Source organism: Pseudomonas sp. Irchel 3F3 (assembly GCF_900187545.1).
GTDB classification, from domain to species: Bacteria; Pseudomonadota; Gammaproteobacteria; order Pseudomonadales; family Pseudomonadaceae; genus Aquipseudomonas; species Aquipseudomonas fortuita.
In genome coordinates this window covers 299130-324652 of sequence record NZ_FYDS01000008.1, presented here as the reverse complement: position 1 = coordinate 324652, position 25523 = coordinate 299130, and the positions used below count along the sequence as shown (strand labels likewise).

25 protein-coding genes are annotated in these 25523 nt (G+C 62.0%); 10 read left to right on the top strand and 15 right to left on the bottom strand.

The genetic code is table 11. The features are described 5' to 3' along the window. Window positions 1–502 precede the first annotated feature (502 nt). On the bottom strand, window positions 503–1702 hold the full coding sequence (gene tyrS / locus CKW35_RS19865; protein ID WP_095116696.1) for a tyrosine--tRNA ligase: 1200 nt from the start codon (window positions 1700–1702) through the stop codon (window positions 503–505). Between the two features lie 212 nt (window positions 1703–1914). Between tyrS and CKW35_RS19860 the strand changes: the two genes are divergently transcribed. Continuing rightward, window positions 1915–3336 (top strand): peptidoglycan DD-metalloendopeptidase family protein, encoded by a 1422-nt coding sequence (locus tag CKW35_RS19860; protein ID WP_095116694.1) that lies wholly within the window; start codon window positions 1915–1917, stop codon window positions 3334–3336. Between the two features lie 4 nt (window positions 3337–3340). After that, entirely contained in the window at window positions 3341–4432 is a 1092-nt protein-coding gene (locus tag CKW35_RS19855; protein ID WP_095116692.1) for an anhydro-N-acetylmuramic acid kinase, read from the top strand. A 59-nt stretch (window positions 4433–4491) separates the two neighbouring features. Here CKW35_RS19855 and erpA read toward each other — a convergent pair whose 3' ends face one another. Both erpA and argC read right to left on the bottom strand, forming a co-directional pair. Beyond that, a complete protein-coding gene (erpA, locus tag CKW35_RS19850) occupies window positions 4492–4842 on the bottom strand; it encodes an iron-sulfur cluster insertion protein ErpA (RefSeq protein ID WP_095116690.1) in 351 nt (116 codons plus the stop codon). Window positions 4843–4988: 146 nt separating this feature from the next. Then, a complete protein-coding gene (gene argC, locus CKW35_RS19845) occupies window positions 4989–6023 on the bottom strand; it encodes an N-acetyl-gamma-glutamyl-phosphate reductase (protein WP_019472953.1) in 1035 nt (344 codons plus the stop codon). A gap of 142 nt (window positions 6024–6165) precedes the next feature. Between argC and hemJ the strand changes: the two genes are divergently transcribed. From hemJ to CKW35_RS19815, 6 genes are all read left to right on the top strand, one after another. Continuing rightward, complete coding sequence (gene hemJ, locus CKW35_RS19840; RefSeq protein ID WP_016484639.1) at window positions 6166–6591, top strand: protoporphyrinogen oxidase HemJ; 426 nt, start codon at window positions 6166–6168, stop codon at window positions 6589–6591. 28 nt (window positions 6592–6619) lie between these two features. Then, window positions 6620–7576 (top strand): nitronate monooxygenase family protein, encoded by a 957-nt coding sequence (locus CKW35_RS19835; RefSeq protein WP_060517956.1) that lies wholly within the window; start codon window positions 6620–6622, stop codon window positions 7574–7576. Between the two features lie 67 nt (window positions 7577–7643). Then, the gene (locus CKW35_RS19830) at window positions 7644–8426 is read left to right on the top strand and encodes an SDR family oxidoreductase (RefSeq protein WP_016484637.1); all 783 of its coding nucleotides are present in this window, start codon (window positions 7644–7646) and stop codon (window positions 8424–8426) included. 63 nt (window positions 8427–8489) lie between these two features. Continuing rightward, window positions 8490–8828 (top strand): histidine triad nucleotide-binding protein, encoded by a 339-nt coding sequence (locus tag CKW35_RS19825; protein WP_016484636.1) that lies wholly within the window; start codon window positions 8490–8492, stop codon window positions 8826–8828. Window positions 8829–8893: 65 nt separating this feature from the next. Next, the gene (gene coq7, locus CKW35_RS19820) at window positions 8894–9541 is read left to right on the top strand and encodes a 2-polyprenyl-3-methyl-6-methoxy-1,4-benzoquinone monooxygenase (RefSeq protein ID WP_060517960.1); all 648 of its coding nucleotides are present in this window, start codon (window positions 8894–8896) and stop codon (window positions 9539–9541) included. Window positions 9542–9551: 10 nt separating this feature from the next. Further along, window positions 9552–10592 (top strand): DUF2157 domain-containing protein, encoded by a 1041-nt coding sequence (locus CKW35_RS19815; RefSeq protein ID WP_095116688.1) that lies wholly within the window; start codon window positions 9552–9554, stop codon window positions 10590–10592. A 39-nt stretch (window positions 10593–10631) separates the two neighbouring features. Here CKW35_RS19815 and CKW35_RS19810 read toward each other — a convergent pair whose 3' ends face one another. Further along, window positions 10632–11054 carry an OsmC family protein gene (locus CKW35_RS19810; RefSeq protein ID WP_004376171.1) on the bottom strand — a complete coding sequence of 141 codons (423 nt, stop codon included), beginning with the start codon at window positions 11052–11054 and terminating at the stop codon, window positions 10632–10634. Window positions 11055–11244: 190 nt separating this feature from the next. Between CKW35_RS19810 and crp the strand changes: the two genes are divergently transcribed. After that, complete coding sequence (gene crp / locus CKW35_RS19805; protein WP_024717954.1) at window positions 11245–11889, top strand: cAMP-activated global transcriptional regulator CRP; 645 nt, start codon at window positions 11245–11247, stop codon at window positions 11887–11889. On the opposite strand, the gene CKW35_RS19800 is transcribed toward crp, so the two are convergent. The 4 genes from CKW35_RS19800 to CKW35_RS19785 all read right to left on the bottom strand — a co-directional run bounded on the left by CKW35_RS19800 (window position 11886) and on the right by CKW35_RS19785 (window position 15222). Continuing rightward, the gene (locus tag CKW35_RS19800; RefSeq protein ID WP_095116686.1) at window positions 11886–12590 is read right to left on the bottom strand and encodes a lipoate--protein ligase family protein; all 705 of its coding nucleotides are present in this window, start codon (window positions 12588–12590) and stop codon (window positions 11886–11888) included. The genes crp and CKW35_RS19800 overlap by 4 nt on opposite strands. 149 nt (window positions 12591–12739) lie before the next feature. Continuing rightward, window positions 12740–13573: an indole-3-glycerol phosphate synthase TrpC gene (gene trpC / locus CKW35_RS19795; protein ID WP_016484631.1), complete on the bottom strand. Its 834-nt coding sequence runs from the start codon at window positions 13571–13573 to the stop codon at window positions 12740–12742. After that, window positions 13570–14619: an anthranilate phosphoribosyltransferase gene (gene trpD / locus CKW35_RS19790; protein WP_023048031.1), complete on the bottom strand. Its 1050-nt coding sequence runs from the start codon at window positions 14617–14619 to the stop codon at window positions 13570–13572. The genes trpC and trpD overlap by 4 nt, the downstream gene beginning before the upstream one ends. 9 nt (window positions 14620–14628) lie before the next feature. Further along, on the bottom strand, window positions 14629–15222 hold the full coding sequence (locus tag CKW35_RS19785) for an aminodeoxychorismate/anthranilate synthase component II (protein ID WP_016484629.1): 594 nt from the start codon (window positions 15220–15222) through the stop codon (window positions 14629–14631). Between the two features lie 368 nt (window positions 15223–15590). On the opposite strand from CKW35_RS19785, the gene estP reads away from it, so the two are divergent. Continuing rightward, window positions 15591–17480, top strand: coding sequence for an esterase EstP (gene estP / locus CKW35_RS19780; protein WP_016484628.1), 1890 nt, complete (start codon window positions 15591–15593; stop codon window positions 17478–17480). A 32-nt stretch (window positions 17481–17512) separates the two neighbouring features. On the opposite strand, the gene trpE is transcribed toward estP, so the two are convergent. From trpE to CKW35_RS19745, 7 genes are all read right to left on the bottom strand, one after another. Continuing rightward, complete coding sequence (trpE, locus tag CKW35_RS19775) at window positions 17513–18994, bottom strand: anthranilate synthase component I (protein ID WP_016484627.1); 1482 nt, start codon at window positions 18992–18994, stop codon at window positions 17513–17515. Between the two features lie 69 nt (window positions 18995–19063). Then, window positions 19064–19882, bottom strand: coding sequence for a phosphoglycolate phosphatase (locus CKW35_RS19770; protein ID WP_016484626.1), 819 nt, complete (start codon window positions 19880–19882; stop codon window positions 19064–19066). Further along, entirely contained in the window at window positions 19879–20553 is a 675-nt protein-coding gene (rpe, locus tag CKW35_RS19765) for a ribulose-phosphate 3-epimerase (RefSeq protein ID WP_016484625.1), read from the bottom strand. Before rpe ends, CKW35_RS19770 begins: the two co-directional genes overlap by 4 nt. Before the next feature lie 240 nt (window positions 20554–20793). Further along, window positions 20794–21621 (bottom strand): ABC transporter permease, encoded by an 828-nt coding sequence (locus CKW35_RS19760; protein ID WP_003260880.1) that lies wholly within the window; start codon window positions 21619–21621, stop codon window positions 20794–20796. A gap of 11 nt (window positions 21622–21632) precedes the next feature. Beyond that, window positions 21633–22880 (bottom strand): ABC transporter permease, encoded by a 1248-nt coding sequence (locus CKW35_RS19755; protein ID WP_016484624.1) that lies wholly within the window; start codon window positions 22878–22880, stop codon window positions 21633–21635. Between the two features lie 202 nt (window positions 22881–23082). After that, a complete protein-coding gene (locus tag CKW35_RS19750; RefSeq protein ID WP_016484623.1) occupies window positions 23083–24117 on the bottom strand; it encodes an ABC transporter substrate-binding protein in 1035 nt (344 codons plus the stop codon). Between the two features lie 40 nt (window positions 24118–24157). Further along, window positions 24158–25282: an ABC transporter ATP-binding protein gene (locus tag CKW35_RS19745; protein ID WP_016484622.1), complete on the bottom strand. Its 1125-nt coding sequence runs from the start codon at window positions 25280–25282 to the stop codon at window positions 24158–24160. Window positions 25283–25523: the final 241 nt, after the last annotated feature.

The following is a 25523-nucleotide window of genomic DNA, read 5'->3' as shown; positions in this document are numbered from 1 at the left end:
TCGTCTCAACCGAGGCGCGCATTCTACGCTTTCCTCAGAGCCTGTCAAGCGTTTATTTTGAAGTTTTTTGCGAGAAACTCGTTTAGCTTCAAACACTTGGCTCGCTGCGATCTCTCGTAGCGGGAGGAGAATCATACAGCGTTTAGAAGCGCTGTCAACCACCATTTCAACCGCTTGCGATCTTTCGATCGTAGCCCTTTCAACGCCACCTTAACTACCTAACTCATTGAATCTCAAGGAGTTTGTCGTTCCGATGTCGCTGGAAGTGGGGCGCATTATAAGGGGATTCAGAAGGGCGTCAACCCTTAATTTCAAGAAATCGAAATATGAGGGGAAAGACCCTATGAAGGCCACCAGATGTCCGCCACAACACATTCAGCGCCTATGAGATCAAGCGCCCCCGATCTTGCAGCCGCTGAAGACCCCAAGGCGAACACCCAAAAAAACAAAGCGGGGAGGCCTTTCGGCCTCCCCGCTTCTATATAGCTACACCTGCAATCGCTCACTCAGCCTTGAGGGTAACCCGTGCAAACGACTTCTTGCCCGCTTGGCACACATGGGTCGCGCCCAGCGCAAACACGAAGTCACGATCCACGGCCGCACCGTCGACTTTAACAGCGCCGCCACTCAGCAGGTCCCGCGCCTGAGCCGAGTTCTTTACCAGGCCAGCCCGGTTCAGCACGGCAGCAATCGGCAAGTTTTCCGCTGCAACCACTTCGACTTCCGGCAGGTCTTCCGGCAACTCACCTTCTTTCATGCGGTTACCAGCACCACGGTGAGCGTTGGCCGCTGCCTCCTCACCATGGAAACGCGCAACGATCTCTTCGGCCAGCTTGATCTTGATGTCGCGCGGGTTGGCACCCTTGGTGACATCGGCACGGAACTGCTCGATCTCTTCCATCGAACGGAAGCTCAGCAGCTCGAAGTAACGCCACATCAAAGTATCCGGGATAGATACCAGCTTGCTGTACATCACCCCCGGCGCTTCCTGAATACCTACATAGTTGCCCAGCGACTTGGACATTTTCTTCACACCGTCGAGGCCTTCGAGCAACGGCATGGTCACGATGTTCTGCGCTTCCTGACCATAGGCGCGTTGCAGCTCGCGCCCCATCAGCAGGTTGAACTTCTGATCGGTACCACCCAGCTCGACGTCCGCCTTCAGCGCCACCGAGTCATAGCCCTGCACCAGGGGGTAGAGGAACTCGTGAATAGCGATCGGCTGGTTGGTGGTGTAACGCTTGTCGAAGTCATCGCGCTCAAGCATGCGCGCCACGGTGTACTGCGACGCCAGGCGAATGAAGTCGGCCGGGGTCAGCTTGTCCATCCAGGTGGAGTTGAACGCGACCTCGGTCTTGGCCGGGTCGAGAATCTTGAACACCTGCTGCTTATAGGTCTCGGCGTTGTCCAGCACTTGCTCACGGGTCAGCGGTGGGCGCGTGGCGCTCTTGCCGCTGGGGTCACCGATCATGCCGGTGAAGTCACCGATCAGGAAGATGACTTGATGGCCCAGCTCCTGGAACTGACGCAGCTTGTTGATCAGCACCGTGTGACCCAGGTGCAGGTCAGGCGCAGTCGGGTCAAAGCCGGCCTTGATGCGCAGAGGCTGGCCGCGCTTGAGCTTCTCTACCAGTTCCGACTCGACCAGTACTTCTTCCGCGCCGCGCTTTATAAGCGCCAGCTGCTCTTCAACCGACTTCATAGACAAACCCGCAAGGCTCAGATTCAGGGGGAGCCAACCATACAAGATCGGCCGTCAAATACAAGTTTCGCAAAGGAATGTGACCCGGGCACGGGCTTGCGGCGTCTACGCGCCCTTGCGTGAAAATGGATTTGGTTATATTTTATACAGTTATTTCATCTTCATCATGTCATTCATCTTTTCCATTTCACTTTTTCAAAGTCACCTTACCCATGACCAACGAACCGCCTAAAGCGCCCCCGCTTTATCCGAAAAGCCATCTGTTGGCCGCCAGCGGCATTGCCGCCCTGCTCAGTCTGGCTCTGCTGGTATTCCCCTCCAGCGAAGTGGAAGCCAAGAAAACCACCCTCAACCTCGAGCTGGAGAGCCCGGCCGAGCAGCTGAAAGACGAATCCCGTGCTGCCCCCCTGGTGCAGGCAGAAAGTGAGCAAGGTTCGCCCTTCGCCCAGATCGAAGAAGCAGCCCCCAAGACCCAAACGGCCGAGCAGCCAGCCCCTGCCACCGAACCCGCCGCCGAAGCAGCCAAGCAGCCTGGCCACCGCGAAGTCACCGTGGCACGTGGCGACACCCTGTCCACCCTGTTCGCCAAGGTCGGCCTGCCGGCCAATGCGGTACACGACCTGCTGGCCAGTAACAAGCAGGCCAAGCAGTTCAGCCAGCTCAAACACGGCCAGGTACTGCAGTTCGAGCTCGACAAGGATGGCCAGCTCGCCAGCCTGCACAGCAAGGTCAGCAATCTCGAGACCATTCGGCTGACGAAGTCCGCCAAGGGCTACACCTTCAACCGTGAAATCAGCAAACCCGTAGTTCGTACTGCCTATGCCCACGGCGTGATCAAGAGCTCGCTATCGGCTTCGGCCCAGCGCGCCGGTCTCTCCCACAGCATGACCATGGACATGGCCCGGGTGCTGGGTTACGACATCGACTTCGCTCAGGATATTCGCCCAGGCGACGAGTTCGATGTGGTCTACGAGCAGAAGGTCATGGACGGCAAGGTGGTCGGCACCGGCAACATCCTGTCCGCCCGCTTCACCAACCGCGGCAAGACCTACACCGCCGTGCGCTACACCAACAAGCAGGGCAACACCACTTACTACACTGCCGACGGCAACAGCCTGCGCAAGGCCTTCATCCGTACGCCGGTGGACTTTGCCCGTATCAGTTCGCGCTTTTCCGCCGGCCGCAAGCACCCCATCCTGAACAAGATCCGCGCGCACAAAGGCGTCGACTACGCCGCCCCGCGCGGTACGCCAATCAAGGCTGCCGGTGACGGCCGCATCGAACTGGCTGGGCGCCGTGGCGGTTACGGCAACACCGTGATCATCCAGCACGGCAACCGCTACAAGACGCTGTACGGGCACATGCAGGGCTTTGCCAAAGGCATCAAGACTGGCAGTTCGGTAAAGCAGGGCCAGATCATCGGTTACATCGGCACCACCGGCCTGTCTACCGGGCCCCACCTGCACTATGAGTTCCAGGTCAACGGTGTGCACGTCGATCCGCTGAGCCAGAAAGTGCCAATGGCTGATCCAATCGCCAAGAACGAGCGCCAGCGCTTCCTGCAGCAGAGCCAGCCCCTGATTGCCCGTATGGATCAGGAAAAGGCCACCCTGCTCGCAGCGAACAAGCGCTAAGCCCATGGCGCTCTACCTGGGGGTAATGTCCGGCACCAGCCTTGATGGCCTTGACATTGCCTTGATCGAACAAGGCGAGCAGCTTGAACTGCTCGCCACCCATTACCTGCCCATGCCCGGCGACCTGCGCCAGGAACTGCTTGCCCTGTGCAGCAGCGGCCCTGACGAAATAGCCCGCGCGGCGCTGGCCGAAAACCGCTGGGCCACCCTGGCAGGCGAAGGTATACGCCAACTGCTTGCCCGCCAAGGACTGGGGGCCGAGGCCATCCGCGCCATCGGCAGCCACGGCCAGACCATCCGCCACGAGCCCGCACGCGGTTTTACCGTGCAAATCGGCAACCCGGCGCTGCTCGCCGAGCTAACGGGTATCCGCGTGGTTGCCGATTTCCGCCGGCGCGATGTGGCTGCCGGAGGCCAAGGTGCGCCGCTGGTTCCGGCCTTCCACGAAACCCTGTTCGGCCACCTGGGCCAGCGTCTGGCAATCCTGAATGTGGGCGGCTTCAGCAACCTCAGCCTGATCGAGCAGGACAAGCCGGTCCACGGTTTCGACTGCGGTCCGGGTAACGTGCTGCTGGATGCCTGGATAGAGCGCAAGCGCGGTCAGGCCTACGATGCCGATGGTGCCTGGGCGGCCTCGGGCGTGGTACAGGGGGGCTTGCTGAGTGCGATGCTGGCCGACCCGTTCTTTGCGGGTAGCGGCCCGAAGAGCACAGGCCGCGAAGTGTTCAACCTGCCTTGGCTGGATGGCCACCTGGCAGGCCTGCCCGCTTACCCGGACGAGGATGTACAGGCGACATTGCTGGAGCTTACCGCTCGCAGCATCATCGACTCGCTGAGCAATGCCCAGCAAGGCACCGAAGCGTTGCTGGTGTGCGGTGGCGGCGCACGTAACGGTGCCCTCATGGCCCGCCTCGGCCAACTGCTGCCCAAGGCCCGTGTCACCAGTACCGGCGCCCATGGCGTAGACCCTGACTGGGTCGAGGCCATGGCCTTTGCCTGGCTGGCCCACTGCTGCCTCGAAGGCATCAGCGCCAACCGGCCAAGCGTGACGGCGGCCAAGGGTTTGCGGGTACTGGGCGCAATCTACCCGGCCTAACTGCTACACCAGAAAGCAAAACGCCGCGCAATTGCGCGGCGTTTTCGTAGAGCCAGATCTCAGATCGAGAACGAGGACCCGCAACCGCACGTAGTGGCAGCGTTCGGGTTCTTGATCACAAAGCGCGACCCCTCCAGGCCTTCCTGATAGTCCACCTCAGCGCCAGCCAGATACTGGAAGCTCATCGGGTCGACCAACAGCGACACGCCTTCGCGCTCGACGATGGTGTCATCTTCGGCCACATCTTCATCGAAAGTGAAACCGTACTGGAAGCCCGAGCAGCCGCCACCGGTCACGAACACCCGCAGTTTCAGACGTTCATTGCCTTCCTCATTGACCAGGTTCTTCACTTTCTGGGCCGCCCCATGGGTGAATTCCAGACCGGTAGGGGTGAAGGTTTCGACGCTCATGTTGACTCTCCCGGCGCAGTTGCCGCCTTAAAACTCGATGACGCGCATTATCCGCTTTCCCGAGAAAATTGGTCAAGAATTGTGCGGCTTTAGTCGCGACTGACAAAATGGCCCGCGCAAGGCGGGCCATTTCGATCGCAGTTCGCTTACGGTAGCAAGCCTGCGTGGGACAGGCCCATCCGCTCATCCAGGCCGAACAGGATGTTCAGGTTCTGTACCGCCTGGCCGGAGGCTCCCTTGACCAGGTTGTCGATCACCGACAGCACCACCACCAAGTCACCACCCTGCGGACGATGAACGGCAATGCGGCAGACGTTGGCGCCGCGCACACTGCGGGTTTCCGGGTGGCTGCCAGCTGGCATCACATCGACGAACGGTTCGTCGGCGTAGCGCTTCTCGAACAGCGCCTGCAGGTCGACCGAGGTGTCGACAACATTCGCGTACAGGGTGGCGTGGATGCCACGGATCATTGGCGTCAGGTGCGGCACGAAGGTCAGGCCGATGTCCTTGCCAGCAGCCAGGCGCAGGCCCTGGCTGATTTCCGGCAGGTGACGATGGCCCTTGACCGCATAGGCCTTCATGCTTTCGCCGGCCTCGCAGAACAGCGAACCCACTGCCGCACCACGACCGGCACCGCTGACACCCGACTTGCAGTCGGCAATCAGGCGCGACGGGTCGGCCAGGCCCGCCTCCAGCAGCGGCAGGAAGCCCAGCTGAGTGGCGGTAGGGTAGCAACCCGGTACGGCGATCAGGCGCGCCTGGCGAATCTTCTCGCGGTTGACTTCAGGCAGGCCATACACGGCGTCCTTGAGCAGCTCTGGCGCACCGTGCGGCTGACCATACCACTTGCCCCACTCGGTGGCATCCTGCAGGCGGAAGTCGGCCGAGAGGTCGATCACCTTGGTGCCGGCCGCCAGCAGTTCACCGGCCAAAGCATGGGCAACACCGTGCGGGGTAGCGAAGAACACCACATCACAGGCAGCCAGCGCCTTGCTGTCCGGCACGCTGAACGCCAGCCCGTCATAGTGGCCGCGCAGGTTCGGGTACATGTCCGCCACCGCCACGCCCGCCTCGGAGCGCGAAGTGATGACCGCCACTTCGGCCTGTGGATGCTGTGCCAGCAGACGCAACAGTTCGACGCCGGTGTAACCCGTGCCGCCGACGATACCGACCTTGATCATAACGCTTGCCCCTTATCAACGAGCCGTCTGGAAAGCGCACGATGATAGGGGCGTGAAGCGCCTGTAACAACTCTTCGGGTGACCCTTCGGGCGCTTGACCACTACTATCTGACGACCGTGAATACCTGAAGGAACTCCCTCCATGCTTTACCTATGGATCAAAGCGCTGCATATCGTCAGCGTGGTCTGCTGGTTCGCCGGCCTGTTCTACCTGCCGCGGCTGTTCGTCTACCACGCCCAGAGCCAGGACAGCATCAGCCAGGAACGCTTCGTGACCATGGAACGCAAGCTGTACCGGGGCATCATGAACCCGGCGATGATCGCCACCTACGTGTTCGGCGCATGGATGCTCTATCTCACGCCCGGCTGGCTGAGCCAGGGCTGGCTGCATGCCAAGTTGACCCTGGTCATCCTGCTGACCGGCTACCATCACATGTGCGGTGCCCAACGCAAACGCTTCGCCAGCGGCAACAACACCCGCAGCCACGTCTACTATCGCTGGTTCAACGAAGTGCCCGTGCTGTTCCTGCTGGGCATCGTAATTCTGGTGGTGGTCAAACCGTTCTGACATAGCCACCCGCTCAAGGAGCCTTGCCATGTCGCTACCTGCCTCGCTCGAACAACGCCTGCGCCTGCCTGTTGTCGCAGCGCCGATGTTCTTGATCTCCAACCCCAAACTGGTACTGGCGTGCTGCGCCAGCGGCGTAGTGGGTAGTTTCCCGGCCCTGAACCAGCGCGACAGCGCCGGCTTCAAGGCCTGGCTGGAGGAAATCGAGGCAGGCCTGGCGCTATTGGAGGCGCCAGCGCCCTATGCGGTCAACCTGATCGTCCATCCGACCAACCCACGCCTGCAGGCCGACCTGGCTTTGTGCGTGGAGCATCGCGTGCCGATCGTCATCACCAGCCTGGGGGCGGTCAAGGAAGTGGTCGATGCCGTGCATGGCTACGGCGGCCTGGTGTTCCACGATGTCACCACTCGCCGCCATGCCGAGAAGGCCGCGCAAGCGGGTGCCGATGGCTTGATCGCCGTGGCTGCCGGCGCGGGCGGCCATGCAGGCACCTGGAGCCCTTTCGCCCTGGCCGCAGAGATTCGCCAGTTCTTCGACAAGACCCTGCTGCTGGCCGGCTGCCTCAACCATGGCCACGAAATCCTCGCCGCACAATTGCTGGGCGCCGACCTGGCCTACATGGGTACGCGCTTCATCGCCACCGCAGAAAGCCAGGCCCAGGATGCCTACAAGCAGATGCTACTCGCTGCCCACGCCGCCGACATCATTCACACCCCGGCAGTGTCCGGCATACCTGCCAGCTTCCTGCGTTCAAGCCTGGAGCAGGCTGGCTACGACATGAACGCCCTCAAGGGCGGCCACGAGCAAGGCAAGCTCAAACCTATCGACGACGAAGCGAAGGCCTGGAAGACCGTATGGTCGGCGGGCCAGGGTGTCGGCGAAATCCATGATCTGCCCAGCGCCAGTGCATTGATCGAACGGCTCCACAGTGAGTACCGGGAAGCCCTGGATCGCTGCCAGATTCTGCGCGCCCGCACCTTGTAGCAAAACGCAACACCTTACCCGGCCAAGCTGTACACTAGGCGCCCTCTTTCGCCCCCAGGAGCCTTGCATGACCCGTTACGCCATGATCACTGGTGCTTCCAGCGGCTTGGGCCTGGCCCTGGCGGAAGCGCTGGCACGGCGCGGGCGCAACCTGATCCTGGTGGCACGTCAGCGGGAAACGCTGGAACCCGTGGCCCTTGAGTTGACCCAACGCTTTGGTGTCGAGGTGCTGTTCCGCGCCTGCGACCTCAGCCAGCCGCTGCGCCTTTCTGGCTTCGTACTGGAACTGGAAGAAGGCGAACGGCGTATCGACCTGCTGGTCAACTGTGCCGGCTTGCGTACCTACGGGCCGTTCCTGGCCCATGAGTGGGCCGACGAGCAGGATCTGCTGGAGGTCAACGTTCTGGCCCTGAGCCGCCTGTGCCACGCCATCGGCAACCTGATGGCCGTGCAGGGTGGCGGCCAGATCCTCAACGTCGCTGGCCTTGCCGGGGTGGCACCCGGCCCGTGGATGGCGGCCTATGCCGCCAGCAAGGCGTACGTGCTGAGTTTTTCCCAGGCGCTGCGCGAAGAACTCAAGCGTACCGGTATCAAGGTCTCGGTATTGTGCCCAGGCCCTGTACGCTCCTCGCGCCGGCGCATTGCGCGGCTCGATGGCAAACCCCGCTGCCTCAGCCCCGAAGAAGTAGCGCTGTATACCGTGCGTGCACTGGACAAGAACCGTGCGCTGATCATGCCCGGCCGACGCAACCGCTGGCTGGCATTGGCCCCGCGCCTGCTGCCGCGCTGGCTGGTGTGCAAACTGGCCGGCGCCATCCACCGCCGCTATTGCCCGGCCGGCATGGAATAGCCACTGGGCGAGCGGCGCTCGGCTGAGTACACTCGGCCCGACCCTCACCATGGAGCAAGTGCTGTGGACGATCTATTCCTCAAAATCATCAACCGGGAAATCCCGGCGGATATCATCTACGAAGACGACCAGGTCCTGGCCTTCAAGGACATTGCACCCGCGGCACCGGTACATTTTCTGGTCATCCCGAAAAAACACATCCGCACGCTCAATGACCTGACCGAAGAAGACAAGGCCCTGGCGGGCCACATCCTGTTCACCGCCCAGCGCCTGGCTGTCGAGCAGGGCTGCGAGGAAGGTTTCCGCGTGGTCATGAACTGCAACCCGAAGGGCGGCCAGACTGTCTACCACATCCATATGCACGTGCTGGGCCAGCGCCAGATGAACTGGCCACCGGGCTGATCCACGGCAAGCGACCCCGCCGCTATTGCGGTAAACTGTCGGGCACATTCTTGCGGAGGTGCCCGATGGCTACCGAACGTCACTACTCGCCGCTCGACCGCTTGTTGCTGCAGGCCGATACCGCCATGCGCACCTTGCTGCCCTTCAGCGGCCAACCCGCCCGGCCATCGCCGGCCATTGTCCAGCCAGACGTCGACCTGGACGAGCAGCAGACCCGCCACATCGCCGGGCTGATGCGTATCAACCACACCGGTGAAGTGTGCGCCCAGGCGCTGTACCAGGGCCAGGCCTTGACCGCCAAGCTGCCCGAAGTACGCAAGGCCATGGAGCATGCCGCCGAGGAAGAGGTGGACCACCTGGCCTGGTGCGAACAGCGCATTCGCCAGTTGAACAGCCACCCAAGCGTGCTCAACCCCTTGTTCTACGGCATGTCGTTCGGCATCGGCGCACTTGCCGGCCTGGTCAGCGACAAGGTCAGCCTGGGCTTCGTCGCCGCCACCGAGCACCAGGTGTGCAAGCACCTCGACGAGCACCTGGAGCAGATCCCGCACGAAGACGAAAAGTCCCGGGCCATTCTCGAACAGATGCGCATCGACGAAGAGCATCACGCCGAGTCCGCCCTGGAAGCCGGTGGTTATCGCTTCCCGGCCCCTGTCCGCTTTGGCATGAGCTTGCTGGCCAAGGTCATGACCAAGAGCACCTACCGCATCTGAAGGCATCGCCATGACGGACCGTTTCGACGCCAAGGACCTGGCGCGTGCCGTGCAGGCCGGGATTCTCCAGCCGGGCCAGGACCAAAGCCTGTTGGCATTCCTGCGCCAGCAACCGGCGGCACGTGGCAGCTTTCAGCTGGCCCATGTTGCGTTCTACTTCGGCGCCATGCTGATCATGGCAGCCATGGGCTGGTTGCTCACCGAAGCCTGGATGAGCATTGGTGACGGCGCGCTATTGATCATCGTCAGCCTCTATATCCTGCTGATCACCTTGTCCGCCCTCAACCTGCAGCGCCGCGCCCAGCCCGTTGCTGCCGGGGTACTGGCGGCGGTAGCGGTCAGTATCGTGCCACTGGCGGTGTTTGCCATTGAGCGCCTGGCAGGCTGGTGGCCACTGGACGACGCGCAAGCCAAGTATCACCAGTACTACACCTACGTGCAGGGCGGCTGGCTGGCGATGGAAGCGGCCACGGTGCTTGCCGGTTTGCTGATGCTGAGGCTGATCCCCTACCCGTTCGTCGTCATGCCTATAGCCGTGGCCCTGTGGTTCATGTCGATGGACCTGAGCGAATGGTTCTTCGGCTCGCCGTTCAGTTGGGAGCAGCGCCGCGAAGTTTCGCTGTGGTTCGGGTTGGGTTTGCTGGTGGTGTTCCTGTTGATAGACGGCCGCACGCAAGAAGACTACGCCCGTTGGGGCTACCTGGCCGGGCTGGCGGCATTCTGGGGCGGCCTGACGCTGCTGGACAGCGGCAGTGAGTTGGGCAAGGCCATGTACTGCCTGACCAACATAGCGCTGATGGGCATGGCCGTGCTGCTGCGCCGGCCGGTGTTCATGGTGTTTGGTGCACTGGGGGTGGCGGCTTACCTGGGGTACCTGTCGTACGAGGTATTTGCCGAATCGCTGCTGTTCCCGGTGGTGGTGACCTTGATCGGGCTGGCGGTTATCTGGCTGGGGCTGGTTTACCAGAAGCGGCGGGAGCGGTTGAGCCAAGTGATGCGGGGATGGTTGCCACGGTGGGTGCAAGCTGCACTGCCCGCACTTCGGAGCTGATAGTGCCGGGGCCGCTTTGCGGCCCCCAACAACGTTGCGTTAACCGAGCTCTACGATTTCATACCCGTGGGTAATCTCAACCCCCGCGCGTTCGAGCATGATCGAAGCCGAGCAGTACTTCTCTGCCGACAGCTCCACTGCCCGCTTGACCTGCGCTTCTTTCAGCCCACGCCCTTTCACCACAAAGTTCATGTGAATCTTGGTAAACACCTTCGGATCTTCGCTGGCACGCTCGGCTTCCAGGAACGCCTCGCAGCTTTCTACCGCTTGGCGCGATTTCTTCAGAATGCTCACCACGTCAAAGCTGCTGCAGCCACCCAGGCCCAACAGCAACATTTCCATCGGGCGCACACCCAGGTTGCGGCCGCCGGCCTCAGGCGGGCCGTCCATCACGACGACATGGCCACTCCCCGATTCGCCGAGGAACATGGCCTCACCGGCCCACTGGATACGTGCCTTCATCTACCCGGACTCCTGATATTCGGAAAAGGGTGTCAGCTTAGACCTTGTAAGGCCGTGCGAAAAGCACGAGACGTATCGGTTTAATACCGAAACATCCGGAGACGTCTGATAAGCTGGCGCCAAATGAATGGCGCTCGCCGCCAGACAACCTTATAAAAAGCCTATGCGGCGCATCGAACAGGATTTCGTGATGGTTGCCTCCGCCCTACCCGCCAAGATCAAGAACATCGACAAACTGTTGGTACACTGCCAGCGCCGCCGCTACACCGCCAAAAGCAACATCATCTGCGCCGGCGACCGCGCCGAGACACTGTCATTCATCATCAAGGGCTCGGTGACCATCCTCATCGAAGACGAGGATGGCCGCGAAATGATTATTGCCTATCTCAACAATGGCGATTTCTTCGGCGAGCTCGGGCTGTTCGAACCGGTTGACGGCGAACAGCAGCGCAGTGCCTGGGTGCGAGCCAAGACCGAGTGCGAAGTGGCGGAAATCAGCTACGACAAGTTTCGCGAACTGGCGCGCCAAGACCCGGAAATCCTCTATGCCCTGGGCGGCCAGATGGCCCAGCGCCTGCGCAACACCACACGCAAGGTCGGTGACCTGGCGTTTTTCGACGTCACCGGCCGGGTTGCCCGTTGCCTGCTGGAATTGTGTAAACAACCCGACGCCATGACCCACCCCGACGGCATGCAGATCAAGATCACCCGTCAGGAAATCGGCCGAATCGTCGGTTGTTCCAGGGAAATGGTCGGCCGCGTCCTCAAGGACCTTGAGGAACGCAGCCTGGTGCAGGTCAAAGGCAAGACCATGGTGGTCTACGGTACCCGCTAGCCCCTGGGCAGGTCTGCAAGCACCTTGGCGTAGGCCTGCGACAAGCGCTCAAACCAGGGTGCTGCGGGCGCCACTTCATGCAAGGCGATATGTGCATCAGCGCGGCAGCGTTGCTCAAGCTCGCAGCACTCATTAAAGCGGTTGACCGCTGCCACCATCGACTCCCGCTCGTTGTCCAGCAGCAACGCACCGTGTACCAGCACCACCGGGCGCTTGCCGCCCAGGCCCTGGCGCCAGCGCTGGGCGGTGCCCACCAGCTTGCGGCCATTGAGGTTGACGTTGTAGCGACCATCGCAGAACGCCCCGTCTATCTCCCCCACCGACGCCACCCCGCCCCACTCGCGCAGTACCTCGCACAGCGGCAGGCACAGGCGCTCGTAGGCGCTTTCGATACGGCCGTGATCACCTTCGCTGCGCGGGGCAACGTAGACCAGGGCAACGTTGACAGTGGAATGGGACTGAGGCACCGGCTCACCGCCAGTCTCGCGCAGCAGCACCGGCCAGCCGGCAATCGCCAGCTCCGCACAGGCGGCCTCGAAGTTTTCCAGACGGCTCATGCGCCGGGGCATGACCAGCGCATGGTCGGTGGGTCGCCAGAACAGCACACCGTTTTCGCGTTCGCCGCGGCAAACGGCGGCCAGCAGTTCCTGTTCGGTGTGCAGGCCTTGTTCGACGGTCAGGGCCAGGGGTTGATCGGTCATTGATCCACCTTTGATGTTGTTTTTGATGGCCTCTTCGCAGGCTAGCCCGCTCCTACAAAGGGAGCACACCCACTGTAGGCGCGGGTTTACCCGCGAAGCGGCCCTGGCAGGCATACAAAAAAGCCGGCAAAAAAGCCGGCTTCATTTGATCAGTCAAGATGCTGAACAGTCTTCTTCACCTGTTCCGGGAAGAACAACCGCTGCAACTCCAGCCCAGGCTGCTCGGCGCGCATGAACGCTTCGCCCACCAGGAACGAGTAAACCTCGTTGATTGCCATCAGCTCGACATCGGCCCGGTTGAGAATACCGCTCTCGGTAATCGCCAGGCGATCACGCGGAATACGCGGCAGCAGGTCAAGGGTGGTTTCCAGGCTGACCTCGAAGGTGTGCAGGTTGCGGTTATTTACCCCCACCAGCGGCGTATCCAGGGTTTTCAGCGCGCGCTCCAGCTCATCGCCATCGTGCACTTCCACCAGCACGTCCAGGCCGACGTCTTTTGCAGTCGCGGCCAGCTCGGCCATCTTCACGTCATCCAGTGCCGAGACGATCAGCAGCACGCAATCCGCGCCCAAGGCCCGGGCTTCGACGATCTGGTAAGGGTCGACCATGAAGTCTTTGCGGATCACCGGCAGCGAAACTGCCGCGCGGGCCTGCTGCAGGTACTCATCGGCACCCTGGAAGTAATCGACATCGGTCAGCACCGACAGGCAGGTAGCACCGCCCTTCTCGTAGCTGACAGCGATTTCCGCCGGCACGAAGTGCTCGCGGATCACGCCCTTGCTCGGCGAAGCCTTCTTGATCTCGGCGATCACCGCTGGCTGCTTGCGCCTGGCCTGTTCGATCAGCGCGTTGGCGAAACCACGCGGGGCATCGGCGGCCTTGGCCAGGCCTTCCAGCTCGGCGAGGCTGACGCGCGCGCTGCGCTCGGCCACTTCCTGGAACTTGCGGGCAATGATCCTTTCCAGCACCGTCGGCACACTCATGCTTCGTTCTCCACCTTGAATACTGCAGTAAAGGCACCCAGTTCCTGCAGCTTCTCCCAGGCCAGCCCGGTGTGCAGTACGTCGTGGGCCAGTTCCACACCTTGAGCCAGGCTCATCGCATGATCGGCGGCATACAGTGCCGCGCCCGCATTGAGCACGATCATCTCCGCAGCCTTCTGGCCGTTTTCGGTCTTGCGACGGCCCAGAGCATCGCGAATCAGCTCCAGCGAAGCCTGTGGGTTTTCGACGGCAAGGCCATGCAAGCTCTGGCTTTTCATGCCGAGGTCTTCCGGTTCGACCCAGTATTCAGTAATTGTGTCGTTCTTCAGTTCGGCAACAAAGGTGGGGGCAGCCAGGCTGAACTCATCCAGGCCGTCCTTCGAATGCACCACCAGCACATGCTTGCTACCCAGGCGTTGCAGCACCTCGGCCAACGGGCGGCACAGGGTCTGGGCGAAAACGCCAACCACCTGATGCTTCACTCCGGCCGGATTCGTAAGCGGGCCGAGCATGTTGAACAGGGTACGCAACCCCAGCTCACGACGCGGACCGGCGGCATGCTTCATGGCCGAGTGATGGCTTTGCGCGAACATGAAGCCGATGCCCAGGCTGTCAATGCAGCGAGCCACCTGGGTTGGCGTCAGGTTAAGATAGATGCCGGCAGCTTCCAGCAGGTCGGCACTGCCGCTCTTGCCGGAAACCGCGCGGTTACCATGCTTGGCAACAGTACAGCCCGCCGCCGCCAGGACGAACGACGACGCGGTGGACACGTTGAATATATTGGCGCCATCACCGCCGGTGCCGACGATATCGACCACGCCATCCAGGCTTTTCAGCTCAACCTTGTCGGCCAGCTCACGCATCACCGACACCGCGCCGACGATTTCGTCGATGCTTTCACTCTTCATGCGCATGCCCATCAGAAAGGCGCCGATCTGCGCCTCGCTGCACTGGCCGGTCATGATCTGGCGCATGACATCGCGCATTTCTTCGGTAGACAGGTCCAGGTGGCCGACGATACGGCTCAATGCGCTCTTGATATCCATGTTCGATCCTTAGCGGCGGCCGCCGGTCTGCTGGAGAAAGTTGGCGAACAGCTCGTGGCCCTGCTCGGTCAGGATCGACTCGGGGTGGAACTGCACCCCTTCGATATTCAGGGTTTTGTGACGAAGGCCCATGATTTCGTCCACCGAGCCGTCTTCATGGGCGGTCCAGGCAGTCACTTCCAGGCAATCGGGCAAGGTTTCGCGCTTGACCACCAGCGAGTGGTAGCGGGTAACGGTCAGCGGGTTGTTGAGGCCGGTGAACACGCCCAGGTCGCGGTGGTGTACCGGGCTGGTCTTGCCGTGCATCACCTGGCGGGCGCGCACCACGTCACCGCCAAAGGCCTGGCCGATGGACTGATGCCCCAGGCACACGCCCAGAATCGGCAGCTTGCCAGCAAAATGCAGGATGGCCTCGATGGACACACCCGCCTCGCTCGGCGTGCAAGGGCCTGGGGATACCACGATCCGCTCGGGGTTGAGGGCTTCAATCTGGGCAATGGTCATTTCGTCATTGCGAATGACCTTGACCTCGGCACCCAGCTCGCCAAGGTACTGGACGACGTTGTAAGTGAATGAGTCGTAATTGTCGATCATCAGTAACATGGTGTTAAACCTCTTGAATTTACTGACTTCAGAATTCGAACCTTCTTGCCACCGCCACAGGCACGGCTTCGCCACACAGGGCAGTAAAGAAGAAGGCAAACGGGGGCGAGCCGGGCGGGCCGGCAGGGGATAAAGTCAGGCGCGCCAACGCCAACGGGCGTGGGCCTTGATTACGCGCATCAAGAGTTTACTGACGATCAACACAGGATAGGTCTCGCTCATACGTTCCGGCACAGTAGCCTACCGGGGCGGCGGGCGCAATATGCCTGCAAACACGGGGAAACGAATGGACTTGGGAGGGATGCACTGCGATTTGCTAAGGTCGATCAGGCAGTCCTTGATAAAAACAAAGAAAAGGATGTTCCCTGATGCGAAAAGCCCCGTTAATGCGCTTTACCCTCGCTTCATTGGCCCTGGCCTGCAGCCAGGTATTCGCAGGTCCCTCACCTTATTCCACGCTGATCGTGTTTGGCGACAGCCTCGCCGACGCCGGGCAATTTCCCGATCTGACTGGCGGTACCCCAGGCGCCCGGTTTACCAACCGCGATGCCGACGGTAACTTTGCCCCGGTGTCACCGATGATCCTCGGTGGCCGACTGGGCGTTGCACCCGATGACCTGAACCCGTCGACATCGACAGGCATCCGGCCCGATGGCAACAACTGGGCTGTCGGTGGCTATACCACCCAGCAGATCCTGGATTCGATCACGACAACTTCCGAGACTGTCATCCCGCCAGGAAACCCCGGCGCCGGCCTGGTGCTGCGTGAAAAGGCGGGCTACCTGGCCAACGGCCTGCGTGCCGACCCCAACGCGCTTTACTACGTGACGGGCGGCGGCAACGACTTCCTCCAAGGCCTGGTAAACAGCCCGGCCGACGCCGTGGCCGCCGGCGCCCGCCTTGCGGCCAGCGCCCAGGCACTGCAACAAGGTGGCGCCCGCTACATCATGGTCTGGCTGCTGCCCGACCTCGGCCAAACGCCCAACTTCAGCGGCACGCCGCAACAAAACCCGCTTTCACTGCTGTCTGGCGCATTCAACCAGTCGCTGCTCAGCCAACTGCGGCAGATCGATGCCGAGATCATCCCGCTGAACATCCCTGTGCTGCTGAGCGAGGCACTGGCCAGCCCCAACCAGTTCGGCCTGGCCAGCGACCAGAACCTGGTCGGCACCTGCTACAGCGGCAACAGCTGCGTGGAAAACCCGGTGTACGGTATCAATGGCACAACCCCGGACCCGACTAAACTGCTGTTCAACGACTCGGTGCACCCGACCATCGCCGGCCAGCAACTGATTGCCGACTACGCCTATTCGATCATCTCCGCCCCCTGGGAGCTTACCCTGCTCCCCGAAATGGCACATGCCAGCCTGCGCGCCCATCAGGATGAGCTGCGCAACCAATGGCAGACACCCTGGCAAGCAGTTGGCCAATGGCAGGCCTTCGTCGCCACCGGTGCCCAGGACCTGGACTTCGACGGCCAGCACAGCGCGGCCAGCGGCGATGGCCGCGGCTATAACCTGACACTGGGCGGCAGCTACCGGTTGAACGACGCCTGGCGCCTGGGCCTGGCCGGCGGCGCGTACCGGCAAAAGCTGGAGGCCGGCGCCAATGATTCGGACTACAAACTGAACAGCTACTTGGCCAGCGCCTTCGCCCAATACCGCCAGGACCGCTGGTGGGCCGATGCTGCGCTGACCGCCGGGCATCTGGACTACAGCGACCTCAAGCGCACCTTCGCCCTTGGCGTGAACGAGCGCAGCGAAAAGGGCGACACCGACGGCGAGGCCTGGGCGATGTCCGGGCGGCTGGGCTACAACCTGGCGGCAGACAGCAGCAATTGGCAGCTGGCGCCATTCATCAGTGCCGACTACGCGCGCGTGAAGGTGGATGGGTACGACGAGAAGAGCGGGCGCTCGACGGCACTGGGCTTCGATGACCAGGAACGCACGTCACGCCGCTTGGGCCTGGGGTTACTGGGCAGCGTGCAGGTGCTGCCAGGTACCCGGCTGTTCGCCGAGGTGGCACAGGAGCATGAGTTCGAGGATGACCAGCAGGATGTGACGATGCACCTGACCAGCTTGCCCGCCAATGACTTCACCCTGACCGGTTATACGCCGCACAGCGACCTGACCCGTGCGAGCCTGGGGGTGAGCCATGAAGTGGTCGCAGGGGTGCATTTGCGCGGGAACTACAATTGGCGCAAGAGTGATGAGTTGACGCAGCAGGGGGTGAGCCTGGGGGTGAGCGTGGACTTCTGAATTGATGGGGCTGCTTGGCAGCCCCAATCTGTTTATTTAGCCAACGTCTGCTCTGCAAGCGCCACGGCACGGAACATCGCCCGGCGCTTGTTGATGGTTTCTTCCCACTCCAGCGCCGGCACCGAGTCGGCAACGATGCCACCACCGGCCTGCACATGCAGTTCACCGTCCTTGATCACGGCAGTACGGATGGCGATCGCGGTATCCATGTTGCCGTTCCAGGCAAAATAGCCGACTGCACCACCGTAGACCCCACGTTTGACCGGCTCCAGTTCGTCGATGATTTCCATTGCACGGATCTTCGGCGCACCCGACAGGGTGCCAGCCGGCAGGATCGCCCGCAGCGCATCCATCGCCGTCAGCCCTTCACGCAGCTGGCCGGTGACGTTGGAGACAATGTGCATCACGTTGGAGTAACGCTCGATCACCATCTTCTCGGTCAGGCGCACGCTGCCGGTCGAGGACACACGGCCAACGTCGTTGCGGCCCAGGTCGATCAGCATCAGGTGTTCGGCGATTTCCTTGTCGTCCGACAGCAGGTCGTCTTCCAGCGCGCGGTCGGCTTCTTCAGTCGCGCCACGCGGGCGGGTACCGGCAATCGGGCGCACGGTGACCAGGTTGTCCTCGACCCGCACCAGCACCTCGGGCGAGCTGCCGACCACATGGAAGTCGCCGAAGTTGAAGAAGTACATGTACGGCGTCGGGTTGAAGCAGCGCAGCGCACGATACAGGTCGATGGGCGCAGCCTTGAAGTCGATCGACATGCGTTGCGACGGCACCACCTGCATGCAGTCGCCGGCCAGGATGTACTCCTTGATACGGCCGACCGCGTTCTCGTAGTCGTCGCGGGTATAGCTGGAGCGGAATTCCGGCTCGGCGGCCTGCGGGCCACTCAGGTCCAGGCCTCGGCGCGGGGTGATCGGCTGGCGCAGCGTTTCCAGCAGGCCTTGCAGGCGTGCCTGGCCCTGTTCAAAGGCCTGATCTTCAGCCGGGTCGACCAGCACAATCGCGTGCATCTTGCCTGCCAGGTTGTCGAACACCACCACCGCATCGGACACCATCAGCAGGATATCCGGCACGCCCAACGGGTCCGGGTTGGGGCTGGCGCCAAGGCGCTTTTCCACGTAACGCACACAATCATAGCCAAAGTAGCCGACCAGGCCGCCGTTGAAGCGCGGCAGACCAGGGATGTCAGCGACTTTGTAACGGTCCTTGAAACTTTCGACAAAGGCCAGCGGGTCTTCGACATCATGGCTTTCCACCTCGACGCCATCCTGCAGGATACTGACGTGATAGCCGTGCACCCGCATCACCGTGCGCGATGGCAGGCCGATCATCGAGTAGCGGCCCCACTTCTCGCCGCCTTGCACCGATTCGAGCAGGTACGAGTTGGGCTGGTCAGCCAGTTTCAGGTAGATCGACAGCGGCGTGTCGAAGTCGGCCAGGGTTTCGCAGGCCAGTGGAATGCGGTTGTAGCCGGCAGCGGCCAGGCGCAGGAATTCTTCGCGGTTCATGAGTAGCCTCGTGGCAAGCAGCAATAGGTCAGGCAAACGGACGGGCCGGCACGCGCCGGCAGGCTGAAGTCAGGCGCGCCAACGCCAACGGGCCAGGGCCTTGATGACTTTCATCCAGAATTTGCCAGTAACCACCACGGTGGGCTCTCTGTCTTGTGAGGCTTGAAGGTTGGCCAACGTTATCCCAGTGGCCGGGTCTGCGCAACCGGGCAGCAGTGCGCGCAGGTCGTCGATCACCAGGTTGGGAGATTCGTCCTGGATCGGCCGGCCATGGTTGTAGCCATAGGTCAGCCCTACGCACTGCACGCCAGCCGCCTTGGCCGCCAGCACGTCGCTGCGCGAATCGCCGACAAACAGCGACTGCTGCGGGGTAACGCTGGCCATCTGCATGACGAAGAGCAAAGCCGCCGGGTCGGGCTTTTTCTGCGGCAGGGTGTCGCCGCCAATGATCCAGCGGAAGTAGCGGCCGATTTTCATCTGGTCCAGCAGCGGGCCGACGAAGCGCTCGGGCTTGTTGGTGATCAGCGCCATTTCCACGCCCTGCTTGCGCAGCCAGCGCAGGGTGTCCTGCACACCGGGATAGACCACCGTCAGCTCGTGGCTTTCAGCATAAGCGTCCATGAACAGCGCCAGCGCCTGGTCGGCCAGCGCATCGTCCACCGCGGCGTGGTCGATGCCACCTGCAAGCGCCCGGCGCACCAGCACCTGGGCGCCGTTGCCGACCCAGTGGCGGACTGCCTCAAGGCCTGCGGGCGGGCGCCCCAGTTCGAGCAGCATGCGGTCCACGGCGGCAGCCAGGTCTGGCACGGAATCGATCAGGGTACCGTCCAGATCGAACATCACCAGCCTGGGCAGCGTCCCCGGGAACAGCTGCTCGAAGCCACTCATGGGCGGGCCTGAGCCAGTTCGGCGCGCATCTTGGCGATGACTTCCTGGTAGTCCGGGGCGTTGAAGATCGCCGAACCGGCCACGAAGGTGTCAGCGCCAGCGGCAGCGATCTCGCGGATGTTATTGACGTTGACGCCACCGTCGATTTCCAGGCGGATATCACGGCCGCTGGCGTCGATCAGCGCACGCGCCTCGCGCAGCTTGTCGAGGGTGCCAGGGATGAACTTCTGCCCGCCAAAGCCTGGGTTGACGCTCATCAGCAGCACCATGTCGATCTTGTCCATCACGTACTTCAGGGCATCCAGGCTGGTGGCCGGGTTGAACACGAGGCCGGCCTTGCAACCGCCGTCCTTGATCAGTTGCAACGAACGGTCGATGTGCTGCGTGGCTTCCGGGTGAAACGTGATGTAAGTGGCGCCGGCTTCGATGAAGTCGCCGATGATGCGGTCGACCGGGCTGACCATCAGGTGCACGTCGATCGGTGCGGTAACACCGTACTTGCGCAGGGCGGTGCAGACCATCGGGCCGATGGTCAGGTTGGGAACGTAGTGGTTGTCCATGACATCGAAGTGGACGATGTCGGCACCCGCAGCCAATACCTTGTCGACGTCTTCACCCAGGCGGGCGAAATCGGCAGAGAGGATGGAGGGGGCAATAGCGTAGGGCTGCATGGCGCACCTGTTGGCAGAATCACGGTGGCGCGCATTGTAACCCAGGCGAACGGATGAGGGCTGATTGGTATCACATGATCCCGACCGATACCCAAGAGCCTTGCACTGCCTGAGCTGGCCTCATCGCCGGCAAGCCAGCTCCCACAGGGTTCTCCACAGGCCTTATGAGATGCAGGGTCCTGTAGAGATCTCTGTGGGAGCTGGCTTGCCGGCGATGAGGCCAGCGCAGACGCCTGAAAATCAGGCCGGCTGCTGGGTTCTCAGCTTCTCGCTGCGCCCACGCAACCACTCCAGGGTCAGCAGCAACACCACCGAGAAAGCAATCAGCAAGGTCGCCGCCGCAGCAATGGTGGGGCTCAGGTTCTCGCGGATACCACTGAACATCTGCCTCGGCAGGGTTGCCTGCTCCGGCCCGGCCAGGAACAGCGTCACCACCACCTCGTCAAACGACGTCGCAAAGGCGAACAGCGCCCCTGAGATCACCCCGGGTGCAATCAGCGGCAAGGTCACGCGGCGGAAGGTCAACAGCGGCGACGCACCCAGGCTGGCAGCCGCCCGCACCAGGTTGTAGTTGAAACCCTGCAAGGTTGCCGACACGGTAATGATGACAAACGGCACACCCAGCACCGCATGCACCAGAATCAGCGAGGTAAAGCTGTTGCCCATGCCCAGCGGGGCGAAGAACAGGTAGCTGGCCACACCGATGATCACCACCGGCACCACCATCGGTGAAATCACCAGCGCCATCACCAGCGACTTGCCGGGAAAATCACCACGGGTCAGGCCAATGGCTGCCAGGGTGCCGAACACCATGGCCAAGACCGTGGCCGCCGGGGCGACGATGATGCTGTTCTTCAGCGCCCGCATCCACTCGGCCGAGCCGAAGAAGTCCTGGTACCACTGCAGCGAAAAGCCCTGCAGCGGGTACACCAGGAAGCTGCCACTGTTGAACGACAGCGGCACGATCACCAGCACTGGCAAGATGAGGAACAGCAGGATCAGACCGCAAAGAATGCGCAGGCTGTAGAACCAGACCCGCTCCACGGGCGACATGTATGGGCTCAGCATGACAAGGCTCCTCAGCTCAGGCGCAGGCGGCTGGCGCCGACCAGCCAGCTATAGATCAGGTACAACAGCACGGTAGCCAGCAGCAACAGCCCGCCCAGTGCGGTGGCCATGCCCCAGTTGATGCTGGTGTTGGTGTAGAAGGCAACGAAGTAGCTGACCATCTGGTCGTTCGGGCTACCCAGCAGCGCCGGGGTGATGTAGTAGCCGATTGCCAGGATGAACACCAGCAGGCAACCCGCGCCAACACCGGCATAGGTCTGCGGGAAGTACACCCGCCAGAAGCTGGCGAACGGGTGGCAGCCCAGCGAGATCGCGGCACGCATGTAGCTCGGCGAAATGCCCTTCATCACGCTGTACAGCGGCAGGATCATGAATGGCAGCAGAATGTGCACCATGGAGATGTACACACCGGTGCGGTTGAACACCAGTTCCAGCGGCTGATCGATGATGCCCATGGCCATCAGTGCACTGTTGATCAGGCCACCCGATTGCAACAGCACGATCCACGCCGCCACCCGCACCAGGATCGAGGTCCAGAAGGGCAGCAGCACCAGAATCATCAGCAGGTTGCTTTGCCGGGTCGGCAGGTTGGCCAGGAGGTAGGCCAGCGGGTAAGCCAGCACCAGGCAGATGGCGGTAATCACCACACCCATCCACAGGGTGCGGGCAAAGATATCCAGGTAAATGGCCTGGTCCGGGGTGGCCTTGGCCAGCTCGCCCAGGTCGTCGATGCGATGGTCCACCGAAGCCAGCAGGTAGAAGGAGGTCACGGTACTGGTGTTGCGGCGTATCGCCTGCCAATAGGCCGGGTCGCCCCAACGTTCGTCGACGGCCTGCAAAGCGTCTTTATAAGAGGCAGGTTCTGCCTTGAATGGCAGTGCCCGGGCTGTCTTGGTCAACAAGCTGCGGTAGCCGGCCAGTTCCATGTTCAAGCGTTTGGACAGGTCGCCAAGGGTCTGGTTCTTGCGTGACTCGGCCAGGTCCTGGCTCAGCGCCTTGTACACATCCTCGCCCGGCAGGCTCTTGCCATCCCACTGGGTGATGATGTCTACCGTGCGTGGCAGGCCGCCCACCACTTCCGGGTTGCCGACACTCTTGTACAGCAGCGCCGCAATCGGCACCAGGAACACCAGCAGAAGAAACAGCGCCAGCGGCGCGATCAACGCCTGCGCCTTCCAGCGGTTGACCCGCTCGGCGTGTTTCAGGCGCTGCTTGAGACTTGGACCTGCGCCTTCGTTGAGGGGCACTGCAATGGCCATGGCGAACTCCGCGATACGAACTGAAAATGGGGCTGCTGTGCAGCCCATCGCCGGCAAGCCAGCGCCCACAGGTACTGCACCGGCTTCAAGACTTCTGATCCCTGTCCCTTACAGGCACTGCACCGGCTTGGGGGATTACACGTTCCCTGTGGGAGCTGGCTTGCCGGCGATGGGCCGCATGGCGGCCCTGCTTTGCGGTTTGTTACTTCTTCGCCGCCCAGGCGTTGAAGCGTTGCTCCAGCTGCTCGCTGTTGTCGGCCCAGAAGGCCACGTCGATCTGCACCTGATTGGCGATGTTTTCAGGCGTGGTCGGCATGTCCTTCTTCACCTCGTCCGACAGCAGGCTCACGGCCTTGGAATTGGCCGGGCCATAGGCGATGTTCTCGGAGTAGATCTTCTGCTGCTCGGGCTTGACGCTGTAGGCGATGAATTTCTTCGCCTCTTCGACGTTTTTGGCACCTTTAGGAATTGCCCAGGCGTCAAAGTCGTAGATGCCGCCGTTCCACACCACCTTGAGGTTGCTCTCTTTCTGCACAGCGGCAATACGGCCGTTGTAGGCAGAGCTCATGACCACGTCGCCTGAAGCCAGGAACTGCGGTGGCTGTGCGCCAGCTTCCCACCACTGGATGCTGGGCTTGAGTTCATCGAGCTTCTTGAACGCGCGGTCTTGGCCTTCCTTGGTCGCCAGCACTTTGTAGACGTCCTTGGGCGCAACGCCATCGGCCATCAATGCGAATTCCATCGTGTATTTGGCGCCCTTGCGCAGGCCACGCTTGCCTGGGAACTGCTTGGTGTCCCAGAAATCGGCCCAACTGGTAGGTGCGGTCTTGAGTTTGTCGGCGTTGTAGGCCATGACCGTGGACCAGACGAAGAAGCCAACGCCGCAAGGCTGGATGGCACCCGGTACATAATCGGCCTCGTTGCCGAACAGGGCGGGGTCGAGCTCTTCGAACATGCCCTCATCGCAACCGCGCGCCAGCTCTGGCGACTCAACCTCTACCAGGTTCCACGACACGCTCTTGGTGTCGACCATCGCCTTGACCTTGGCCATTTCGCCGTTGTATTCACCGGCGACGATCTTGCCGTTACCCGCCTTCTCCCATGGCTCGTAGAACGCTTTGACCTGGGCGGCCTTGTTGGCGCCTCCGAACGAGATCACGGTAAGGTCTGCGGCCATGGCCTGGCCAGCGGCGAACAGCCCCAGGGCCAGGGCGGTCAATTTCAACTGCTTGCGCATTCTTATTCTCTCCACAGTACAGGGTTGGTGAAGCAATCCATCAATGGGCTTCGGCAATCGGATCGAGCGCGCGGGCGTGCTCCACCTCCCAGCCCAGCGGTACCACATCGCCCACGGCCAGGGCCGGGTCGAGCTCGGCAATCGGCTGTTTCACGAAGAAATCGGCCTTGCCGCAAACTTCCAGACGCACCCGCACGTGGTCGCCCAGGTAAATGAATTCGGCCACCCGGCCAGAGAAGCGGTTGACGCAGCTCTCGCTGTGGCCATTCAGGCGCACACGCTCCGGGCGGATCGACAGGGTGACCGGCTCGCCGGCCTGGCCGACGTTCACCGCCAGCGCCTCGACCCGCTCGCCACGCGGCAGCTGCACCTGGCAGCGCTTGCCATCGCTGGCCAGCAGGGTGCCGTTGATGCGGTTGTTCTCGCCGATGAAGTTTGCAACGAAGGTATTGCAGGGTTCTTCGTACAGCGTGCGCGGGTCGGCGATCTGCTGGATCTCGCCCTGGTGGAACACCGCCACGCGGTCGGACATGGTCAGCGCTTCGCCCTGATCGTGGGTCACGTACACCACGGTCACACCGAGGCGCTGGTGGATGTGCTTGATCTCCATCTGCATGTGTTCACGCAGTTGCTTGTCCAACGCGCCGAGCGGTTCGTCCATCAGCACCAGTTGCGGCTCGAACACCAGCGCACGGGCCAAGGCCACCCGCTGCTGCTGGCCACCGGAAAGCTGGCCGGGGTAGCGCTTGGCGAAAGCATCAAGCTGGACCATGTTCAGCACGCGTTTGACCCGCTCGCTGACGTCGGTCTTGCTCAGGTTGCGTACGGTCAGCGGAAAGGCCAGGTTCTCGGCCACGGTCATGTGCGGGAACAGCGCGTAGTTCTGGAACACCATGCCGATGTCGCGCTTGTGCGGCGGCACGTTGTTGATCGAGCGCCCGGCCAGCTGGATTTCACCGGCGGTAGGGGTTTCGAAGCCGGCCAGCATCATAAGGCTGGTGGTCTTGCCGGAGCCGGACGGGCCAAGCAGGGTGAGGAACTCGCCCTTGCGGATGTCCAGGTTGAGGTCTTTGACGATCAGCGACTCGCCGTCGTAGCTCTTCTGCACACCACGGAAGCTGACCAGCGTTTCGCTGGTTGCAGCGTTCGACTTCGCCTCGCTCATGCCTGCACCTTCTTGTTGGATGACTGCGTAGGCCAAAGCGTAGAAGAGGCGCAAGCGCCCGGAAATCGGGGGCACTGAGAGAATGCCATCATCCGGATGGAAGATTTGTTGTAGGGATTGCCCTACAAAGATGGCGGGATTGGAATGCCCTTGCGAGCCAACCACTAAACCTGTGGGAGCGGGCATGCCCGCGAAGAGGCCGGCTCAGCCATAGAGATCAGCAGGCCAGGCCCTTTCGCGG

Excerpts from the sequence above, each read along its gene's own strand:
- tyrS (WP_095116696.1), bottom strand. The coding sequence starts at position 1,702 with ATGAAGTCGGTTGAAGAGCAGCTGGCGCTTATAAAGCGCGGCGCGGAA.
- CKW35_RS19860 (WP_095116694.1), top strand. The coding sequence starts at position 1,915 with ATGACCAACGAACCGCCTAAAGCGCCCCCGCTTTATCCGAAAAGCCAT.
- CKW35_RS19855 (WP_095116692.1), top strand. The coding sequence starts at position 3,341 with ATGGCGCTCTACCTGGGGGTAATGTCCGGCACCAGCCTTGATGGCCTT.
- erpA (WP_095116690.1), bottom strand. The coding sequence starts at position 4,842 with ATGAGCGTCGAAACCTTCACCCCTACCGGTCTGGAATTCACCCATGGG.
- argC (WP_019472953.1), bottom strand. The coding sequence starts at position 6,023 with ATGATCAAGGTCGGTATCGTCGGCGGCACGGGTTACACCGGCGTCGAA.
- hemJ (WP_016484639.1), top strand. The coding sequence starts at position 6,166 with ATGCTTTACCTATGGATCAAAGCGCTGCATATCGTCAGCGTGGTCTGC.
- CKW35_RS19835 (WP_060517956.1), top strand. The coding sequence starts at position 6,620 with ATGTCGCTACCTGCCTCGCTCGAACAACGCCTGCGCCTGCCTGTTGTC.
- CKW35_RS19830 (WP_016484637.1), top strand. The coding sequence starts at position 7,644 with ATGACCCGTTACGCCATGATCACTGGTGCTTCCAGCGGCTTGGGCCTG.
- coq7 (WP_060517960.1), top strand. The coding sequence starts at position 8,894 with ATGGCTACCGAACGTCACTACTCGCCGCTCGACCGCTTGTTGCTGCAG.
- CKW35_RS19815 (WP_095116688.1), top strand. The coding sequence starts at position 9,552 with ATGACGGACCGTTTCGACGCCAAGGACCTGGCGCGTGCCGTGCAGGCC.
- CKW35_RS19810 (WP_004376171.1), bottom strand. The coding sequence starts at position 11,054 with ATGAAGGCACGTATCCAGTGGGCCGGTGAGGCCATGTTCCTCGGCGAA.
- crp (WP_024717954.1), top strand. The coding sequence starts at position 11,245 with ATGGTTGCCTCCGCCCTACCCGCCAAGATCAAGAACATCGACAAACTG.
- CKW35_RS19800 (WP_095116686.1), bottom strand. The coding sequence starts at position 12,590 with ATGACCGATCAACCCCTGGCCCTGACCGTCGAACAAGGCCTGCACACC.
- trpC (WP_016484631.1), bottom strand. The coding sequence starts at position 13,573 with ATGAGTGTGCCGACGGTGCTGGAAAGGATCATTGCCCGCAAGTTCCAG.
- trpD (WP_023048031.1), bottom strand. The coding sequence starts at position 14,619 with ATGGATATCAAGAGCGCATTGAGCCGTATCGTCGGCCACCTGGACCTG.
- CKW35_RS19785 (WP_016484629.1), bottom strand. The coding sequence starts at position 15,222 with ATGTTACTGATGATCGACAATTACGACTCATTCACTTACAACGTCGTC.
- estP (WP_016484628.1), top strand. The coding sequence starts at position 15,591 with ATGCGAAAAGCCCCGTTAATGCGCTTTACCCTCGCTTCATTGGCCCTG.
- trpE (WP_016484627.1), bottom strand. The coding sequence starts at position 18,994 with ATGAACCGCGAAGAATTCCTGCGCCTGGCCGCTGCCGGCTACAACCGC.
- CKW35_RS19770 (WP_016484626.1), bottom strand. The coding sequence starts at position 19,882 with ATGAGTGGCTTCGAGCAGCTGTTCCCGGGGACGCTGCCCAGGCTGGTG.
- rpe (WP_016484625.1), bottom strand. The coding sequence starts at position 20,553 with ATGCAGCCCTACGCTATTGCCCCCTCCATCCTCTCTGCCGATTTCGCC.
- CKW35_RS19760 (WP_003260880.1), bottom strand. The coding sequence starts at position 21,621 with ATGCTGAGCCCATACATGTCGCCCGTGGAGCGGGTCTGGTTCTACAGC.
- CKW35_RS19755 (WP_016484624.1), bottom strand. The coding sequence starts at position 22,880 with ATGGCCATTGCAGTGCCCCTCAACGAAGGCGCAGGTCCAAGTCTCAAG.
- CKW35_RS19750 (WP_016484623.1), bottom strand. The coding sequence starts at position 24,117 with ATGCGCAAGCAGTTGAAATTGACCGCCCTGGCCCTGGGGCTGTTCGCC.
- CKW35_RS19745 (WP_016484622.1), bottom strand. The coding sequence starts at position 25,282 with ATGAGCGAGGCGAAGTCGAACGCTGCAACCAGCGAAACGCTGGTCAGC.